Here is a 17,940-nt window from a genome sequence, read left to right on the forward strand (position 1 = left end):
GAGGAAAACCCGAGATGATCAAGTTAGGGGTCAATTCCGTATTATTCAAGCATTTCAGCTTTGCGGAAGCGGCGAAGCAAATCGCGCTCTGCGGTTACGACGGAGTCGAGATTGCCGCCATCCAGGGGATGTGCGAACATCTGGACCTTAGCCGCTGGAAGGAGCAGAAGAACGAGCTGCTCGAAATCGTACAAGAGAACGGCCTGTCCCTTCTTTCGACGGAAGTGGCATCGCTCGATGAGCAGCGGCTGCTTCCCGCGTTCGAGGCGGCCGCCGAGATGAAGATTCCGATCGTGAACGTCGGTCCAGGGGGCAAGATGAATGTCGAGGAAGACCTCGCCGCATCGATCGATAAGCTGGCCAGCATGTCTGAGAAAGCAGCGTCATTTGGCGTAACGCTGTGTGTCAAAGCCCATGTAGGCAACGCGATCCACAATACGCCGACAACGCTGCGAGCCATGGAGGCTATCCCATCCCCGGCGTTCGGCATTGACATGGACCCGAGCCATATTCACCGCGCCGGCGAGCAAGCCGAGGAGGCGCTTCCAGCCGTGTTAAATCGAGTAAAACACATCCATATCCGTGACTGCCTTGGGAAGGACCAAGGCCCTGGTCCGATCGAGCTGCAGGCGTGCGGAAGAGGAGACATTGATTTGTACGGCTACTGTAAAGCCATGGTCGACGGCGGGTATGACGGCCCGGTCGTGTTAGAGGTCATCGGCGCTTCACCGGAGCATTCGCTGGCGCAGGTATCCATCGTTGCGGCTGAATCGTACGGCTACTTGAACGCGATCCTCAAGAACTTGGGTGCGCGGTAAATCCATATTTGGTAAGGAGTGAACTCAATCGACATGAGCAACCGTAAGCGTAAGAATGAGCCTAAGCGTAAGTCAAACGTCATTATTTTCGGCATCGACAGCCTCCGGCGTGATCATATGAGCTCGTATGGTTACGAAAAGCTGACGACCCCATATATCGACCGCGTGGCAAAGGATGGCGTCCTGTTCGAGAAGCATTTCAGCCCCAGCATTCCGACCACTCCGGCCTACGCGTCTATGCTGACCGGCATGGACGTGTTCGGAACGGACGTCGTGGCACTCCGCCATGAAGGACCATTGGGCGATCATGTGCAGACTCTGGCTGAAACGCTGGGCGATCATGGTTATAACACGACTTGTATCGGTTTTACCGGCAATCCGTCCTCGCGCGGATTCGGTACGTATCTGGATTACGAGGCTTGGCTGCCCGATGAAACGGGACGAACGCCGAAAGCGCAAAATTTGAACGAAGTGGCCGTACCTGAGCTGGAACGCTTGGCAGCAGACAACAAACCGTTTTTCCTCTTTTTGCGGCATATGGATCCGCATTCCCCCTATTTGCCGCCCGCGCCGTACGAACGGATGTTTTACGGCAGTGACGAAAAAGATCCCGGCAACCGCTCCATGGAACCGGTCTACGCATTCAAACCGTTTGCCGATTTTTTGAAATCCTGGATTCCGGAAGGGGTCACCGACCAGGAATACGTGACCGCGCAGTATGACGGGGCTGTTGCCTATATGGATGCCTGCATTCAAACCATTTTTGCCAAGCTCAGCGCGATGGGCCTGGAGGATGACACGCTTGTGATCATCACCGCCGATCATGGTGAGACGCTGTATGAGCACGATTGTTATTTCGACCATCATGGGATGTACGACTGCACGTTGGTCGTCCCGCTCATCATCAAGTTTCCTGGCCGCGTACCGGCCGGTAAGCGGGTATCCGACGTCACTGTCATTTCGGACGTGATGCCTACGGTTCTGGATCTCCTGGAAATTCCGGTGGAGACGAAGTTTGACGGTCGCAGTCTGCGAAAGACGATCGCAGGTGAGGAGCGGAACCGGATCAGCGAATTTTATATCACCGAGTGCACCTGGATGCGCAAGCATGGCTGGCGCACACCGGAATGGAAGCTGATCCGGGCGCTTGAACCGGACTTCCATTTCAAGCCTGAGGTGGAGCTGTATAATCTCATTCTTGATCCCGAAGAAAATCATAATGTCGCGGAGCAGGAGCCGGATGTCGTTGCGTTGCTTACGAAACGGATGGAGGATCACATCGCCAAGAGAGAGCATGAGACCCAAAGAGTCAACCCGATCTATACCAATCTGAATTGGCATGGAACAGGCAAGAAATTCACCTCGTCCCAGGAAGTGTATGATTCCCTTCACATCGGGTCCATCAAAAAGGCGCGTTCGCTGCAGGCGAAGGAAAAGGCGGAATCCCGATGATCAGGGTTGCTGTCGTCGGTGTGAATCATATTGGCAAGATTCACTGCCGGGCATACAAGCAGCACCCGGATACGGAACTTGTCGCCGTATGCGACCTTATAGCGGAACGCGCTGAAGCGGCGGGACTCGAGCATGGCGTTCCTTTCTACACAGATCTGCGTGAACTTCTCGCCGCAGAGTCTGTGGATATGGTGGCCGTGGCGACGGCAGGGGTTGAGAAAGGGAGCCATCATTTCGAGCCTGCCGTTATCGCGATCGAAGCAGGAAAAGACGTGCTCGTCGAGAAACCAATATCGAACCGGATCGAAGAGGCCCGCAGCATGGTCGCCCTGGCCCGGGAAAAAGGCATAAGACTCGCCTGCAACCTGAATCACCGCTTTACGCCTGCCGCGTACAAGGCTAAGGAACTCATCGAACAAGGGAAGCTCGGTTCCATGCTGTATATGAACATGCGGCTAACCATTTCGAACCGGCAGGAGGATACGGAGTGGCTGCACATGCGTGCGCTCCATCCGCATTCCATCGACGTCATGCGCTACTTCGCCGGCGACGTGAAGCGGGTGCAGGCATTCATGACGAAAGCGCCGGGGCGGAATTCGTGGTCGACCGTTTCCGTCAACATGGAGTTCGATTCAGGAGCAGTCGGTCATCTAACCGGCAGTTACGACGCCTCCATGCGCCACCCGATCGAGTTCTGTGAAGCGGCCGGCACTACAGGCCGGATCGTCATCGACAACGTCTATGAGAGCATGACGTATTATCCGCATCAATCGGATGAACTTACGGTGCTGCGCAATCCATTGTTCGGCGGGATGCAGGGTTTTGACGACACGTTCAAGCACCGGATCAACCGCTTGATCGAACAGATCAAGGGAGGAGCTACCCCAGAAGACATCGAGGCTTCCGGCTCGGATGCGCTCGCCGCACAGGAAGTCATCGAAGCGGCTATCCGATCGCATCAGTCCGGCGGAATACCCGTAGAGGTGCCGACCAGCCCATAAGCAGGAGGTACTTAAGGATGAATATAAGGCAGGAAGATAAAGGAACGGTGTTATGGTTTACCGGCCTTTCGGGCGCCGGCAAAACGACGACGGCCCGTTATGTGGCGAATGAGCTGCTGCAGCGGGGAGTCCGCGCAGAGCTGCTGGACGGCGACGAGCTGCGGGAAACGATTTGCAAAGGCCTCGGGTTCAGCCGTGAGGAGCGGTTTGAGAACATTAAAAGAATCGCCTACGTCTCTAAGCTCCTTGCCCGTAATGGGGTCCATGTGCTCGTATCCGCCATCACGCCATATGCTGAAATGAGAGACTACGCAAGGCAAGAAATTCCGGGTTTCGTCGAAGTGTATGTTAAATGTCCTTTGGAGGAATGCGAGCGGCGTGACGTGAAGGGCCTGTATGCCAAAGCAAGGCGGGGAGAGGTGAAGCATTTCACCGGAATATCCGACCCTTACGATATCCCTTCCGATCCCGACATCACGATTTGCACATCATCCCATTCGCTTCAGTACAACAGCGATCAGATTTTATCCTGGCTGAATCGCAGGGCACCGCTAAAAAAGGCAGCTCCTTAGGAGGACTAAGACGGATGAAAATCATTTTGATTTCGCTGGATACGCTTCGCGCTTCCCGGTTAACCGGGTATGGTTACACCAAGCCGACAAGTCCGCATATGGACCGGATCGCCGCCCAGGGCGTTCTCTTCGAACGGGCGTATGCCGCGGATATTCCGACGGAAGTGGCGCATACCGGGATTTTCACGGGCAAAATTGGACTCACAACAGGCGTTGTATCGCATGGTTCCGAGCTGGCTCACCTGCCGAAGTCGGTGCCATGGCTGCCGACAATGCTGCGAAGCGCCGGATTCACGACCTCGGCGGTAGACAATTTGTATCAATTGAAGGAATGGTTCGCCAGAGGTTACCGCTATTATACGAACAGCGTCGGCGGCAACCGCTGGATCGACGGCGTGACGGTCAACGAGCTGGCATTCCCGTGGATTGAGGCGCATCGGGAGGAGAATTTTTTTCTGTTCCTCCATTACTGGGATGCTCACACGCCTTATTTGCCGCCGGCAGACTATATTCCCGAATTTTACGACAGCGGCCGTGATCCCTATGATCCGGCCAACCGCAGCATGGAGCGGGCGTATAATCACCCGGCATATCCGTTTTTTAAACACCACCACTACGATTTGGTCGGGCCGGTAACGGACAGTGCTTATTATGATGCGCTCTACGACGCCGAAATCAGGTATTTGGACGACCGGTTGAAGGAGCTGGACGACCATCTGGAGAAACTGGGAATTGCCGAGGATACCCTGCTGATTCTATTCGGGGATCATGGGGAAAGCCTGACGGAGCACGATATATACTGGGACCACTGCGGATTGTACGAACCGACCGTCCATGTTCCACTCATCATGCGATGGCCGGGCAGAATTCCATCCGGAAAGAGAGTGCATGGGCTGGTTCAGCAGGTAGATCTGCTGCCGACCGTTCTGGAGTCGATCCGTCAAGAGCACCCTTCACATATTAACCTTGCTCCGCTAACTGATCCTATCGGGTTGGACGGCAAAAGTTTATGGCCGGCGATTCGAGGAGAAGCCGAAGGAACGGCGGAGAAAATATTTTTGAGCGAATGCGCCTGGCAGGCAGCCAGAGCCATTCGGACATCGAGGTACAAGTTCATCCGAACGTACGATTCGGGGCCGTTCACCCGTCCGCCAAGGGAATTGTATGATCTGATCGCCGACCCCGCCGAAAAAGACAATCTGGCGGATCAGCTTCCGGAGCTCGCCGATCAATTCGAACAGGAAATCGGCGAATGGGTCAGCAGCAAGCTCGGCGGCCGCGAGGATCCGATGATCCGGCAGCTCGTCGAGGCAGGGCTGCCGTTCCGGAGACGGATCGAGCAAATTCTGTCCGCTTCCGGCATGAGCTGGGACGAATGGCAGCGGGATCCGCGGCGGGAGCGGTTTGATCAGGCAGCTTCGTCCTGCCATTAATGGCTAACGGTCAGAAGGAGGTGCTGCTGTGTGCAGGAAATTCTCAATAGCCGGGGCTACATGAAGGAAGAATTTCCGTTCTGGATCACACGGACCGAGCAGGGATCGCTTGCCGAGCATGGGCATGAATTCGTCGAGCTCGTCTACGTTGTGAAGGGAAAAGGGAGTCATATCTTTCAAGGAACGCGTTATGACATCCGGGCAGGGGACGTGTTCATTATCAACCCGGGCGAGATACATGCCTATGACGTGGAACAAGGAGAGAAGATGGAAATCATCAACTGTCTGTTCATGCCGTCCTTCATTTCGGACGCCCTGCTCAGGGAGCTGGAGATTACCACTTCGATGGATTACTTCTATGTGCATCCTTTCCTGAAGCATGACGTCCGTTTCAATCATCATTTAAACCTGCTCGGACAGGAAGCGGCTTCCGTCCTTACGCTGCTTGACAGCATGATCCGGGAAATCGGAGCGCGCGTCCTGGGGCATACGACGGTGATCAAGCTTCAGCTGGTGGAGCTGCTGGTGCTCCTCTCTCGATATTACGCGCTTATGCACAGCCGTAAAAGCTATGCTTCGCCGCGCCAGCTGGACCGGGTGATGACAGCCCGCCGGATCTACGGTTATTTGGAGCGGAGCTTCGATAAAAAAATTACGCTCCAATCCCTTTCCGGTTTATTTAACGTCAGTACCCGCCAGCTTAACCGCATCATGAGGGAAGAATTCCACAAGAGCGTATTCGACGTCCTCCATGAAATCCGGATTGAACGGGCCAAGCGGATGCTGGCCGAATCGGACGAGAAGGTGATTGCCGTGGCCGCCAGCGTCGGCTATGACGATCCGTCATTCTTCAGCAGGCTCTTCGTGAGGCATGCCGGCTGCTCACCGAGCGAGTTCAGGAGCGGTGCACATGCGTAATCCGCGTCCCAATGTACTGCTGATCACCGCGGACCAGCTTCGGTACGACTGCGTGGGCTACAGTGGTAAGCATCCGGTCCGCACGCCGAATTTGGACCGGCTGGTTGCAGGCGGCGCGGCGTTCTCTCATGCGTATTCCGTGTTGCCGGTCTGCTGCCCGGCGAGGCAGTCCCTGCTCCATGGCAGCCGGCCGGAAACGTTTGGCGCCTTGTGGAACTTCAGCGGGGCGCTTCCTGTTGCGGCGCTGCCTCCTGATGCCTACACCTGGGCGAGGACGCTTGCAGAAAACGGGTATTCCTGTGCCTACTTGGGGAAATGGGGTGTGAATCCCGATTACGATGCGACGGCCTATGGATATCATTCGTATCTCGGTGAAGCGGAGTACGACGAATATGCCAAGAAGAAGTACCCGGACGTGCATTTTACAAACGGATACTTCGGCGAGAGTAATCCCATTCCGCTGGAGGACGCAAAGACGCATTGGTTTGCAGACCGTGCAGCCGCGGAACTGGAACGCCTTCATTCCAGCGGGGAGCCTTGGCACATGGCGCTGCATTTCTCAGAACCGCACCTGCCGTGCAGGCCGTCCGCGCCGTATAATGACATGTACGATCCCGCTGACATGCCGGAGTGGGAAGGATTCAGGGACTCATTGGCGGGCAAGCCGTACATCCAGCGGCAGCAGCAGCTCAGCTGGGGCGTGGAGCATTTTACATGGGATAACTGGGCGCCCATTGTTGCCCGGTACTACGGGTTGATCAGCCAGCTTGACGATGCCATCGGCAAAGTGCTGGATGCGCTGGAACGCACGGGGGCCGCAGAGAATACGATGGTCATCTTTACCGCCGACCACGGTGATATGTGCGGCTCGCATGGCATGATGGATAAGCACTATATTTTATATGACGATGTCGTTCGGGTGCCGCTCATCATTCGCTGGTCCGGCGCTCGGCAGCCCGGGCAAACCTGCGATGATTTCGTGTATAATTTTCTGGATCTGCCTCCGACGTTACTGTCCATCCTGGGACTTGAGTTATGTAACCCCGGCCATCTGCAGGGGAAATCGCTGCTTCCGCTGCTTGCCGGCGAGGGACTGACTGAGCCGTGGCGGGACGCGGTTGTATCCACATACAACGGTCAGCAGTTCGGACTGTATACGCAGCGTATGATCCGGACCAGGCAGTGGAAATACATCTGGAATCCAACGGATATCGACGAATTGTATCAGCTGCAATCTGATCCCGGCGAGCTGAATAATGTCGTCAGCGAAGCGGAGCATGCCGGCATCCTGCAAGAACTTCGCTCTCGGCTGTATCATCAGCTAAAGGCGGACGGGGATGCGCTCGTCTCGAACCAGTGGATGCAGAGGCAGCTGCTGGGCGGGGCCAAGCTGAATGATTAGCAGCGGATGACCCCATCGGCTCAAGATTAGCTAATGTTCTTCATCCTCCCAATGATAAGACCTGTACGGCTCAGGTCGGTCATTCGGGAGCTTTTTGCGTTCCCCAAATAAATTCTGCCACCCGTTTAAGCTTGTCCATTCAACAACTCCCCTGGAATGGCCGGCCGGATATTATTCATCGCACGCTCTTTGGCCTCATCCAATACGTGGGTGTAGATCTGGGTCGTGGAAATATCCTCATGGCCAAGCAGCTCTTGAACCGTCCGCAGGTCGGCTCCGTTGTGCAGCAAATCCGTAGCGAAAGAGTGTCTCAGCTTATGGGCGGACAGCGTTCTTCCCGATAAATGCTGATACTTTTCGAACAGGGCTTGAAAGGTTTTTTCCGCGATACTCTGTACCATTCGTTTGCTGATACGGCGCCGGAATTGGGAAATAAAAAAGGCCGTTTCCTTGGCATTCCGGGGAGGGATCCGCTCGCTCAGACATGTTTGCAGCAAGTGGGTCATTTCGGCAGGGAGGGGGATGTAGCGCCATTTCCCGCCTTTTCCGAGCACACCGATGTTGTTCCCTTCCTGATCGAAGTCCGAAATGTTTAACTTCACGATCTCACTGACACGAAGTCCCGCATAGGCCATCAGGGCAACGATCGCAACGTCCCGAATCATATATCTTCCTTCAACCAGTCCCAGGCATGCATCGAGAAACTGCTTTTGAAGATACACAGGTTGTTTTTTCTTCTCGACCTTTGCTTTTTCAATATTCATCGCCGGATTATGGTCCGTTAACTTGAATCGAATCATGACTTTATAAAAGAGGCGGATGGCCGACTGGCACCGGTTGCGGTACCGTGCGCCTGCGCCGCTCTCACGCACACGGGTCAGGAAATACATTACATCAATCTCTGAAACTTCCGAAACGGCTTTGCCGTCCAGCGACGTCAAAAAATGCTTGAGATCATGAAAATAAGCATTCTGCGTTTCTTGTGAATATTCACGATCCTTCATATAGGAAACAAACAGCTTCGTTTCGCGTTCATATTGCTCAAAAACTTCCGTATATTTCATCAGCTTGGCACCCACCTGATCGATTTAAAGATAAATTGCATTAAATATAGATTTAATGCAATTTTAGTATAACAAAAAACGCTGTGAATTAGGGTGCTTTTGGCACAAATAAACGGGGGACCGGATTTTAGGCCGATTCAGGGTCAGTCGTACCTTTTACAATTATTTTCTTGTCCAAATCAAGCTGAAGGATCACCAGGTGATGATAAGAAAAACGTCTATCGACGTACCTTCAAACAAGACAGACCGCGTTTAGCTGAAGTTTTTCTTGCGATTATAGAATGATTCAGCTTCGCTGAAATTTATAAATTCTATAATCTTAAAAAATCTCTTTAGCGTTCATATGAACCGTTATATAATGTTCTTATTAGTTTATATCAATCCAATCAAGTTCATTTGATACTCTGAAATGGGGAGAGAACGATGATGCCGACAATCAAGCTCGAGTTATTGAATCGTCAAGATGAAGTGAGGACGGAGGAGTACAGCGATTCGCAAACGATGCATGTCCATTTGATGGAACGGGAAGAAGAAGGGTTTACGCATCTTGCCTGCCAGCGTGTGGAGTACGCCGAGGGCGACAAGTTTAGAGTCACGATGGAACAGCCGGATTCGTATATCGTGGTTCAGATGGATGAGACGCTCAATCCGTCTTTCATTTATGTCAAGGGAACCACATGGGAATACGAGATTCCGCTGGCGTACAAACGAGCGTATCCCGAGAACGCTTTTGCCGGATCGAAGCATTATGTTACTGCCCGGTATGCGACGGAGAATGAGATCAGCCAGTACAGTAATCTGGCCTTAAACCCTCATGACCAGAAGCAGGACTCTGGCGCTTTCCCGCATGCTCATGCGAATGTCGAAACCCGAAATGACCCGACCTTCTTTGCCCGCAACGCCATCGATGGCGTCTATGCCAATTACAGCCACGGTTCTTACCCGTATCAATCCTGGGGAATTAACCAGCAGCCGGATGCCGAGCTGACACTGGATTTCGGTCGTAAGGTGCAGCTTGACCGGCTGGGCCTTGTATTGCGCGGCGATTTTCCGCATGACAGCTGGTGGAAAGAAGTCACGGTTGCTTTTTCCGACGGGTCAGAGGAGCAGCTCCATCCTGCAAAAATCCGCAGCATCCAATACTTTGACATCTCTCCCCGCACGGTCGAATGGCTGGTGCTCAAGCGCTTGATCAAAGGCGATGAGACGCCGTTTCCGGCCCTGACGCAGATTGAGGCATACGGCAGAAATATATAGGTAAGCACCTTTTGATGGATAAGCATCGTTTACCGGGCAAGCCGCCGTTATTCCCTACACATCCTTTTACGCTGAAGAACTTAGCCTATATAATGGAGACAGATCGTCTTGGCGAAAGGAAGGTGCTCCTGTGCGGGAAACCTGTGTTCCGGGCGGCGTTAAGCTCAAAGACACCGGATTTGGATATACGTTGTCCTTAATCGGCGGCAAATACAAAATGATCATCATGTATTGGTTGTCCGAACATCAAGTGATGCGTTTTAATGAACTCCAGCGGAGTATCGGAACCATTTCCTTTAAAACACTTAGCGTCATGTTAAAAGAGATGGAGGCGGACGGCCTGGTCTTACGCAAGGAATTTCCTCAGGTTCCCCCGAAGGTCGAATATTCGTTGTCCGAACGGGGTCTTTCCCTCATCCCTGTGCTGAATCTGATGTGCGAGTGGGGGGAGGATAACTTTGTTCCCGGCGTTGAGGCTGTTCAGCGATAGGCATCCCGTAATTCGGCTCATTAGAAGAAGTATTTCCCGTACAGGGAGATACTTCTTTTTTAATCGCCACATCCATTTGCCGGTTTAGAGGGAGTCGATAAATTTCAAATAGTCCAGCGCGCTTTGTTCCAATTCGTCCGCAGGCTGATCGACTTCCGCTCCCGGCACATTTTCTCCAGGCTCGCTCTCCGTACCGTAGAATGCAAAAAACGAACGATAATCCGCATTGCAGTACTGGAAGGTCGTTTCAAACGGAACCAATATTTGCTCCAGTGTATACCTGTACCTGCCTGTTTCGTTGTAATCCGCTTTTTTGATCCCTGCAGAGACGCCAAGAGCGACTTTGCGGTTCTTTAGCTTGTCGCCACCGTTCGAACCATAAGCCCAGCCGTATGCCAGCACTTCGTCCAGCCATTGTTTCAGGAGAGGCGGACAGTTGAACCACTGGATTGGAAACTGCAGCATCAAATGGTCATGCGTTTCCACCAAACGCTGCTCTTTTTCCACATCAATGGATTGGTCAGGATAAGCTTTGTACAAGTCATGGACCGTGTATTTTTCCGGGTATTTATGAAGCTCTTGGACCCACCGTTTATTAATGACAGACGTTTCAATGCTTGGATGCGATACGATGACTAAGGTTTTCATCGGATTGATCCTCCTTTGTTCGATAATGACTTCGTATTGAGTATAAAAAATACCCCGCCACGCTGTAAGTACGCACTTTTAGTACAGGTACTAACATCATGGTAAGTGTGAACCGCGTCGAACAGAGCCTTTTAACGACTTACGTCAACGTACCCAAGCTGCATGACCGATACAGGCATGAAAACGGAATTGACAGAGGCCGGATAAATCTATACAATAAAATTGTTTCATATGAATAAATAATTGAGAGTATCGGAAGCATTTTAACTGTTACAATCAAATTTTTTATCCGAAGCATACATTTATCTCTTTAAAAGGAACGATCGATTCTGAAGAGTACATCTTTCCATGAATAGGCTTAAGGCAGAACGATGAGCATTCCTTTCACGTACATTTATTGTTTCAAAAGAAACAAATGGTTATAACCAACTCAAAACAGCGAGCCGGGATGCAGTACTTGGAACCGACGAGTGATTCGCGAGGCTGTAATGCGTTGGTCAGGAGTGGGGAATCACATCACAGGCGGTTTTCAAGGCTGAAGGAACAGGAGGGTTCGAATCATGGAATGGGCGAAAATCATCCAAGAGCGCAGAAGCATCCGCAGGTTTAAATCCTTTCCCGAGGTGGATCAGGAACTTGTGCGGGAGCTGCTCCGCGAAGCGCAGGGCTTATATCCTTATCCTTCCGGCGAGGCTTCAAGTTACCGGTACGTATATGCAGGAACGGCGGAATCCAGGGAACGCCTTGCTGCCTGCATGCTTGAGCCCTTGGTGAAGAACAAACTGGTCAAATGGCTGCCGGAAAAAATTCGGGATTTTGTCCGAAAAAGAGTAACGGAAATACCCGGTCATTTGGCTGTTATTGCCAGTACGAACGAGGACAGAAGGACAAATGACATGAATTACGCTGCAGTTTGCGGGATCATGCAAAACTTCCAGCTGCTTGCCTGGCAGCGGCAGCTTGGTACCCTATGGGACACGGAGCCGATGATGCAGAGCCGGGAGTTATTCCACCTTTTCCAGATGAAACCAACGGAGAAACTGGTGGGAATTTTACACCTCGGCTATTTTGACAAAATACCGAAAGCGAGAGCCAGGACACGCGCAGAAAAGAAATGGACGATCATATCGGGATAAGGAGGCGAACCCATGAACATCACCGGTATCACAAATACAGGACATACGTTAAACTACAGCAATCGGCCAGTTCCTGAAATTCATGTCCTGGATCTGTTAAATGTGGCCGTATGGGCTCCGAACGACGGACTGCGGGAGCCGTGGCGTTTTATATTTATCGGGTCAGGCAGCACAGACATCATGGCCGGATTACAGGAGGAGGCGCCGGCTTATTTGATCCTGGTGATTAAAGAAGAGCGCGATGCTCATAAAAGGGAAGAAGATTTCGCGGCTGCATGCTGCCTCGTGCAAAACCTTCACCTGCTCGTGCAGGAGAGCAATCTCCACGTCCGAATGACGATGAACGACTGGATTTATGATCGAGCATCCGCCCATCGTTTTGGTGTTCACCAAGAGGAGCGGATCGTCGCCGTTCTGGAATTGGGTTATCCGGAGCAACCAATAGAGCCGGTAACCGCTGCTCATTCACCGGATCTTAACTTTGAGTTACTGTGATTGGTAAATGTTCAAGCTTCATAACCTTTTTCGCTCCTGATGCATCTAATTGGGGGAATGTTCAAAGGAGTACGTCAAAGATCCAAATCCTTCTCAGCGTCCCTTCCGGAAAGCATGTTTTCCGATAAGGGACGTTTTTATTTCGGAACGATGTCACGTTCGGCAGCATGCCAAACGTTATACAGGGTGAGGATGGGACAACAAGGGAGGTGATGCCATGAAATACCTCAACCCCGGGGAAGAGTCGACACAACCTATCGAGAGCGTCGTAGAAAGCGTCAAACAAGGAGATAAGCAGGCATTTGCCGACATCATCCGTACGTTTGAGCGTCAGATTTATACGTATTGTTATTACATTTTGAAGAACCGTGAGGAAGCGGAGGATGCGCTGCAGGAAATTTTCATCAAGGTGTATCAATCCATCCATAAATATGAGCACCAGGTTTCCTTCTCCTCATGGTTGTATAAAGTTGCTTATTACCATTGCATGGATATGGCCAGAAAGAAGAGCCGGCAAAAGAAGACGTTATCTCTCCAAAAAGAGATTCGGCAGTTGGAGAATCAGCACCAAAAGGACAGCGTACCAGAGGTGGAAGAGCTGCTGATGAGTTTAAAGCCTGAAGAAAGGCATCTCGTGCTTCTGCGGGTAGTGGAGCAGTACAGCTTCGAAGAGATCGGACAGATTATGGACTGCAAACCGGCAACCCTGCGTAAAAAGTTCGAACGCGTCCGGAAAAAACTGATTCTGCAAAAGAAGATCAAAGGAGGGGTAACCCATGAACGAATGGTCAGATCTAACTGAAGAAGAGCTGATGGCGCATTTGCGGAGAACGGTTAAGCAAAAGGAAATGCCGCAAGAAAGCTACGCCAATCAAATTATGGAGAGGCTGAATGAGATGAGTAGATCCAGCAGAAGCGAACGTATCGAAAGAGGAACCTGGAAGAAAAAGACGGCGATTAGCGTAACAGCTGCAGCTATGCTTGGAGGCGTGGTAATGGGAAGTGGCTTCGTATCCCCAGTTATGGCGGATGCCTTAAAAAACGTGCCGTGGATCGGCAGTGTGTTCCAATACAATTCGGACAGCACTTTGCAGAAGGCCAGCACTACAGGACTGACAACTGCACCGAACTTGAGTGTAACCAGAGACGGGGTGACGCTCAGCATTAAAGAGGTGATGTTTGATGGAACCCGGCTTGCGTTCGCTATTGAACGTCAGGGCGTGGACGACGATACGATGCTCTCCCCTTATCCACCGGCAGGGGCGAAGGATGAGAAGGGGAACCTGATCCAAACCGTTCCATTGGAACAGCAGAAAAAAGGGTATATCTACATGCCGGAAGTCAACATCCAAGGTCACAGCAAATTTTTCGGTATGTTCACGGACGCTGTAGGCAAAACGGAAGATGGCCAATGGATTCGAAACATGGCCATGTATGAATTGACGAAAGGATTGACCGAACTAAACCTGCCCGAAGCGTTTGATATGTCCGTAAAACTGAACGTCACCGGCATCCAGGAACCGTTTGAATTCGTCGTTCCTGTCAAAAACCTGGCGAAAGGAGCCGTCGTCCTTCATCCGGACCAAACACAAAGCAGCGGCGGTTTCAGCTATACGGTCAAGCTGGTGGATTTGACGCCGATAACGACACGACTCGTACTGGACAGCAAAGGCAGCGTTCCTGTGACATCAGAGCAAACAGGAGATTTAAGCCCGAGCAAAATGTATTACGATATCGTGGACCAGAATGGGAATCCGGTGCAGCAGAACATGATCGGATACTTCAACAGCAGCCCGGGTACTGAATATCATGAAGATGAGGCTTACAAGCCGTTTGACAAAACACCGACCTCCATTACGATCAAGCCTTATACATTGACTGTGAAAAAGGATTGGACCATCGTTTCCGACAGTAAGGGGGAACCGCTTAAAACTTATCATAAAGATCTCGAGATGACGATTCCGGTCGTCCAGTAACAAGCAAATTAAAAAAGGTTATAAACTCTGCAAAAAAAGAGCTCTTATTCCATCTCGAACAGGAATGGGGAGCTCTTTTTTTGATAGGCTATTTTAGCTGGCCGATGGACAAATTGACCTTATAATTGCCGAACTGAACCATCTCGCCCAGAAGGTCATTGAGGTCCATAGGGGTTGGCACCTGCACTCGAAGGAGATAGCAGCCTTCACCGCTGATCCGGTGTGCCTCCACGATGGACTGGGTACGCTGGATGTAATGCTGGAACGAAGCATGCGTATCCGCGGATTTCATAAAGACCGTAATAAAAGCACTGACCTGGAGTCCGAGCTTACCCGGATTGCACCGCAGCGTATAACCCTCGATCACCTCCAGATCCTGGAGCTTCCGGATGCGGGCACCCACCGCCTGACCGGTGAGATGTACCTTTTCTCCGATCTCCTTGTTGGACTGAAGAGAATTTTCCACCAGCAGCTGCAATATTTTAAGGTCGATCTCATCGATATCTTGTTTGCTCATCTTGCCCTTCACTCCTTTCACCGTGAAAATATAGCTGCCAATATCGTTTCGTCAGGCTATGTAAAGAACACGTTTTCCTGTTTTATACTGGTATCGTGAATAACAGAATCATAAACCAAACCGGGAGTGAATGGAAATGAAAATTCAATTGATCCGCAATGCCACATTGTTTATTGAATATGCCGGTGTAACTCTTCTCGTCGATCCGATGTTCAGCGAGAAGGAGGCCAACCCGCCGGTAATCAATACCGCCAACGAACTGCGCAACCCGCGGGTACCCCTGCCAGTGGAGGTGGATAAGCTCGTGCAGCCGGATGCGCTGCTGGTCACCCACCGGCATCCGGATCACTGGGATGAGCCTGCCCAGAAGCAAATCAGCAAGGAGACGGCGGTATTCTGCCAGCCGGAGGACGAAGGCGAGATCCGGGCAGCCGGATTTGCCCGCACGACGCCGGTCGAAAGAAGTGTTACGTTTCAGGGAATCACTGTGACCCGTACCGGAGGTCAGCACGGAACAGGAGAAATCGGGAAACAAATGGGGCCCGTGTGCGGCTTTGTCCTTCAAGCCGAAGGCGAACCGACGGTCTACATTGCAGGCGATACGATATGGTGCCATGATGTTGAAGAGGCGCTTGATGCTTACCAGCCGGATCTGACGATCGTTAACGCCGGCGGCGCCCGCTTTGTGACGGGAGATCCGATCATTATGGATGAGAATGACGTGCTTGCTCTTCTACGCCATCATCCGGATACCCGGGTGGCTGCCGTTCACATGGAAGCGATCAATCACTGCTTTGTAACAAGGGATGACCTGAGAGATGCGATAGAAAAGGCGGGATACAGCAGCAGGGTAATCATTCCGGAAGATGGGGAAGTGTTTGCAAATTAAAAAAATATTTATTTTTGGATTTTTTAAAGAGGATGCCGGGGACGGACAGCGAAAGATACAGCATACCGTTTGAAAGCGAGGGATCATTGGCTCAATGAATCAGAATCAAGTATTTCAGACCAGGCTTCTCAGCTCGTTATCCAAAGTATTTCCGGATGGACAGGGAACCGAACATCCCGTGACCGGCGGGTCGATGCTCAGCAACGAAACGTATGCTTTTCAAGCCGCTTACCGGACGGAAGGCCCGGTGAACGATCTCAGGGTCATCGTAGATGCTCCGGCCGCACTGCCGGTAACGGTACGCCGCGTTGGCCTCGTGCCGTCCGGACTTCCTGTATATCCGGATCACGATGAACATGTCCTGCGTGCAGAGCCGGGACTATTTCCGGATCCACTGTATCCGCTGGATGAAGAACAAACTATTTCGGCCGTACCGGGAGAGTGGCAAAGTGTGTGGATCACGCTTCAGCCGAACGGTCAGACGCCGGCGGGCAGCTATCCGATCACCGTCCGTTTTGCATCCGGGGATGGGGAAGTTGCCGGAGTGGAGACTTTTCAGCTGGAGCTGATTCCGGAGGAGCTGCCTCCCCAGAAGCTGATACATACCGAATGGTTCCATACCGACTGCCTGGCGACCTATTACAAGCTGGACGTATTCAGCGAAGAGCACTGGCAGGTGATCGGTCAATATATGGATACGGCCGTGAAGCATGGGATGAACATGATTCTGACGCCCGTCTTTACGCCGCCGCTGGACACCGAGGTCGGCGGGGAGCGGCCGACGGTTCAGCTTGTGGATGTGACCGTCACGGGAGAAGACCAATACGCGTTCGGCTTTGACCGGCTCGCAAGATGGGTTGAGCTGTGCGATGAGAAGGGCATCCGCTATTTTGAATTTTCCCATTTGTTCACACAATGGGGCGCGAAGCATGCACCGAAGATTATGGCATCCGTAGACGGAAATCTACAGAAGATTTTCGGATGGGAGACCGATGCCACCGGTGAAACGTATCGTCTGTTCCTGGAGCAGTTTGTTCCGGCGCTAACGGAATGGATTCATGCCAATAACCTGTCGGAACGAAGCTATTTCCACATTTCCGATGAGCCCGGGGCGGATCACCTGGAGTCTTATGGCTATGCGAGCAAGCTGCTGGGCGGTCTGCTGCAAGGATTCCCGATCATCGACGCCCTGTCGGACTATGATTTCTTCGAAAATGGTTTGGTGAAAACGCCTATTCCGGCCAGTAACCATATCGAGCCGTTTCTGGAGCATAACGTTCAGCCGCTCTGGACGTACTATTGCTGTTCCCAATATAAAGAGGTGGCTAACCGCTTCATGTGCTTCCCTTCGGCCCGCAATCGGATTCTGGGTTACCAGCTGTACAAGTTTGATGCCGCCGGATTTTTGCACTGGGGTTATAACTTCTATTATTCGCAATACTCCAAAGGCGAAATCGATCCGTACGAGACGACCGATGCCGGCAAAGCTTTTCCGTCAGGCGATCCGTTTATCGTGTATCCGGGACCTGGCGGCGTGCCGGTCGAATCGATCCGGCTTGAGGTCATGAACGAAGCGCTGCAGGATTTGCGTGCACTCCAGCTGCTCGAATCGAAAATCGGCAGGGAGAATGTGCTGAAGGCGTTGGAGGAAGATTTGCCCGAGCCGATCACGTTCAGCCGCTACCCGCGGGAAGAGGAATGGCTGATCGCCAAGCGTGAATGGGTGAACCGGAAGATTAAAGAAGCTTTAGCTTCGGCAAACGTCTGAGCTGCCGCGTTGTTCCTTTGAACACCGCTTCATACACGACAAGACAAGGAAAAAGCATTCGTCAGGCCGGTGGTGGACCGGCTGACGAATGCTTTTGTTTTTTT

General features: G+C 52.0%; 18 protein-coding genes. 15 read left to right on the plus strand and 3 right to left on the minus strand.

Annotated elements, in window-relative coordinates:
- Window positions 1–14 precede the first annotated feature (14 nt).
- The 7 genes from BCV73_RS12405 to BCV73_RS12435 are packed head-to-tail and all read left to right on the plus strand — an operon-like array spanning window position 15 to window position 7,596.
- Entirely contained in the window at window positions 15–818 is an 804-nt protein-coding gene (locus tag BCV73_RS12405; RefSeq protein WP_089547329.1) for a sugar phosphate isomerase/epimerase family protein, read from the plus strand.
- 33 nt (window positions 819–851) lie between these two features.
- Entirely contained in the window at window positions 852–2,270 is a 1,419-nt protein-coding gene (locus BCV73_RS12410) for a sulfatase family protein (protein WP_076165459.1), read from the plus strand.
- On the plus strand, window positions 2,267–3,271 hold the full coding sequence (locus BCV73_RS12415; RefSeq protein WP_089547330.1) for a Gfo/Idh/MocA family protein: 1,005 nt from the start codon (window positions 2,267–2,269) through the stop codon (window positions 3,269–3,271). Before BCV73_RS12410 ends, BCV73_RS12415 begins: the two co-directional genes overlap by 4 nt.
- Window positions 3,272–3,288: 17 nt before the next feature.
- On the plus strand, window positions 3,289–3,843 hold the full coding sequence (gene cysC / locus BCV73_RS12420; protein ID WP_089547331.1) for an adenylyl-sulfate kinase: 555 nt from the start codon (window positions 3,289–3,291) through the stop codon (window positions 3,841–3,843).
- Between the two features lie 14 nt (window positions 3,844–3,857).
- Window positions 3,858–5,276, plus strand: coding sequence for a sulfatase family protein (locus BCV73_RS12425; protein WP_089547332.1), 1,419 nt, complete (start codon window positions 3,858–3,860; stop codon window positions 5,274–5,276).
- Between the two features lie 30 nt (window positions 5,277–5,306).
- On the plus strand, window positions 5,307–6,194 hold the full coding sequence (locus tag BCV73_RS12430; RefSeq protein WP_076165449.1) for an AraC family transcriptional regulator: 888 nt from the start codon (window positions 5,307–5,309) through the stop codon (window positions 6,192–6,194).
- Entirely contained in the window at window positions 6,187–7,596 is a 1,410-nt protein-coding gene (locus tag BCV73_RS12435) for a sulfatase family protein (RefSeq protein ID WP_179231978.1), read from the plus strand. The genes BCV73_RS12430 and BCV73_RS12435 overlap by 8 nt, the downstream gene beginning before the upstream one ends.
- Window positions 7,597–7,721: 125 nt before the next feature.
- Here the strand turns inward: BCV73_RS12435 and BCV73_RS12440 are convergent, their stop codons facing one another.
- Window positions 7,722–8,660: a tyrosine-type recombinase/integrase gene (locus tag BCV73_RS12440; RefSeq protein WP_089547334.1), complete on the minus strand. Its 939-nt coding sequence runs from the start codon at window positions 8,658–8,660 to the stop codon at window positions 7,722–7,724.
- A 426-nt stretch (window positions 8,661–9,086) separates the two neighbouring features.
- Between BCV73_RS12440 and BCV73_RS12445 the strand changes: the two genes are divergently transcribed.
- Both BCV73_RS12445 and BCV73_RS12450 read left to right on the plus strand, forming a co-directional pair.
- Window positions 9,087–9,917, plus strand: coding sequence for a discoidin/SUN/FTP domain-containing protein (locus tag BCV73_RS12445; protein ID WP_089547335.1), 831 nt, complete (start codon window positions 9,087–9,089; stop codon window positions 9,915–9,917).
- 130 nt (window positions 9,918–10,047) lie between these two features.
- The gene (locus BCV73_RS12450) at window positions 10,048–10,407 is read left to right on the plus strand and encodes a winged helix-turn-helix transcriptional regulator (protein ID WP_089547336.1); all 360 of its coding nucleotides are present in this window, start codon (window positions 10,048–10,050) and stop codon (window positions 10,405–10,407) included.
- Window positions 10,408–10,491: 84 nt separating this feature from the next.
- Here BCV73_RS12450 and BCV73_RS12455 read toward each other — a convergent pair whose 3' ends face one another.
- Window positions 10,492–11,055 (minus strand): NAD(P)H-dependent oxidoreductase, encoded by a 564-nt coding sequence (locus tag BCV73_RS12455; protein ID WP_089547337.1) that lies wholly within the window; start codon window positions 11,053–11,055, stop codon window positions 10,492–10,494.
- Window positions 11,056–11,615: 560 nt separating this feature from the next.
- On the opposite strand from BCV73_RS12455, the gene BCV73_RS12460 reads away from it, so the two are divergent.
- From BCV73_RS12460 to BCV73_RS12475, 4 genes are all read left to right on the plus strand, one after another.
- A complete protein-coding gene (locus BCV73_RS12460; RefSeq protein ID WP_089547338.1) occupies window positions 11,616–12,191 on the plus strand; it encodes a nitroreductase family protein in 576 nt (191 codons plus the stop codon).
- Between the two features lie 12 nt (window positions 12,192–12,203).
- Window positions 12,204–12,686 (plus strand): nitroreductase family protein, encoded by a 483-nt coding sequence (locus BCV73_RS12465; RefSeq protein ID WP_089547339.1) that lies wholly within the window; start codon window positions 12,204–12,206, stop codon window positions 12,684–12,686.
- Between the two features lie 217 nt (window positions 12,687–12,903).
- On the plus strand, window positions 12,904–13,488 hold the full coding sequence (locus tag BCV73_RS12470; protein ID WP_089547340.1) for an RNA polymerase sigma factor: 585 nt from the start codon (window positions 12,904–12,906) through the stop codon (window positions 13,486–13,488).
- Window positions 13,463–14,662, plus strand: a complete 1,200-nt coding sequence (locus BCV73_RS12475; protein ID WP_256992830.1) for a DUF4179 domain-containing protein — start codon at window positions 13,463–13,465, stop codon at window positions 14,660–14,662. Before BCV73_RS12470 ends, BCV73_RS12475 begins: the two co-directional genes overlap by 26 nt.
- A gap of 88 nt (window positions 14,663–14,750) precedes the next feature.
- Here BCV73_RS12475 and BCV73_RS12480 read toward each other — a convergent pair whose 3' ends face one another.
- Window positions 14,751–15,179 carry an Lrp/AsnC family transcriptional regulator gene (locus BCV73_RS12480; RefSeq protein WP_076165425.1) on the minus strand — a complete coding sequence of 143 codons (429 nt, stop codon included), beginning with the start codon at window positions 15,177–15,179 and terminating at the stop codon, window positions 14,751–14,753.
- A gap of 136 nt (window positions 15,180–15,315) precedes the next feature.
- On the opposite strand from BCV73_RS12480, the gene BCV73_RS12485 reads away from it, so the two are divergent.
- Together BCV73_RS12485 and BCV73_RS12490 are read left to right on the plus strand one after the other, a co-directional pair.
- Window positions 15,316–16,068: an MBL fold metallo-hydrolase gene (locus BCV73_RS12485; RefSeq protein ID WP_089547341.1), complete on the plus strand. Its 753-nt coding sequence runs from the start codon at window positions 15,316–15,318 to the stop codon at window positions 16,066–16,068.
- 94 nt (window positions 16,069–16,162) lie between these two features.
- Complete coding sequence (locus tag BCV73_RS12490; RefSeq protein ID WP_089547342.1) at window positions 16,163–17,836, plus strand: DUF4091 domain-containing protein; 1,674 nt, start codon at window positions 16,163–16,165, stop codon at window positions 17,834–17,836.
- The last annotated feature ends 104 nt before the right edge of the window (window positions 17,837–17,940 follow it).

It is taken from the genome of Paenibacillus sp. SSG-1 (genome assembly GCF_002224835.1).
Classification (GTDB): Bacteria; Bacillota; Bacilli; order Paenibacillales; family Paenibacillaceae; genus Paenibacillus_AQ; species Paenibacillus_AQ favisporus.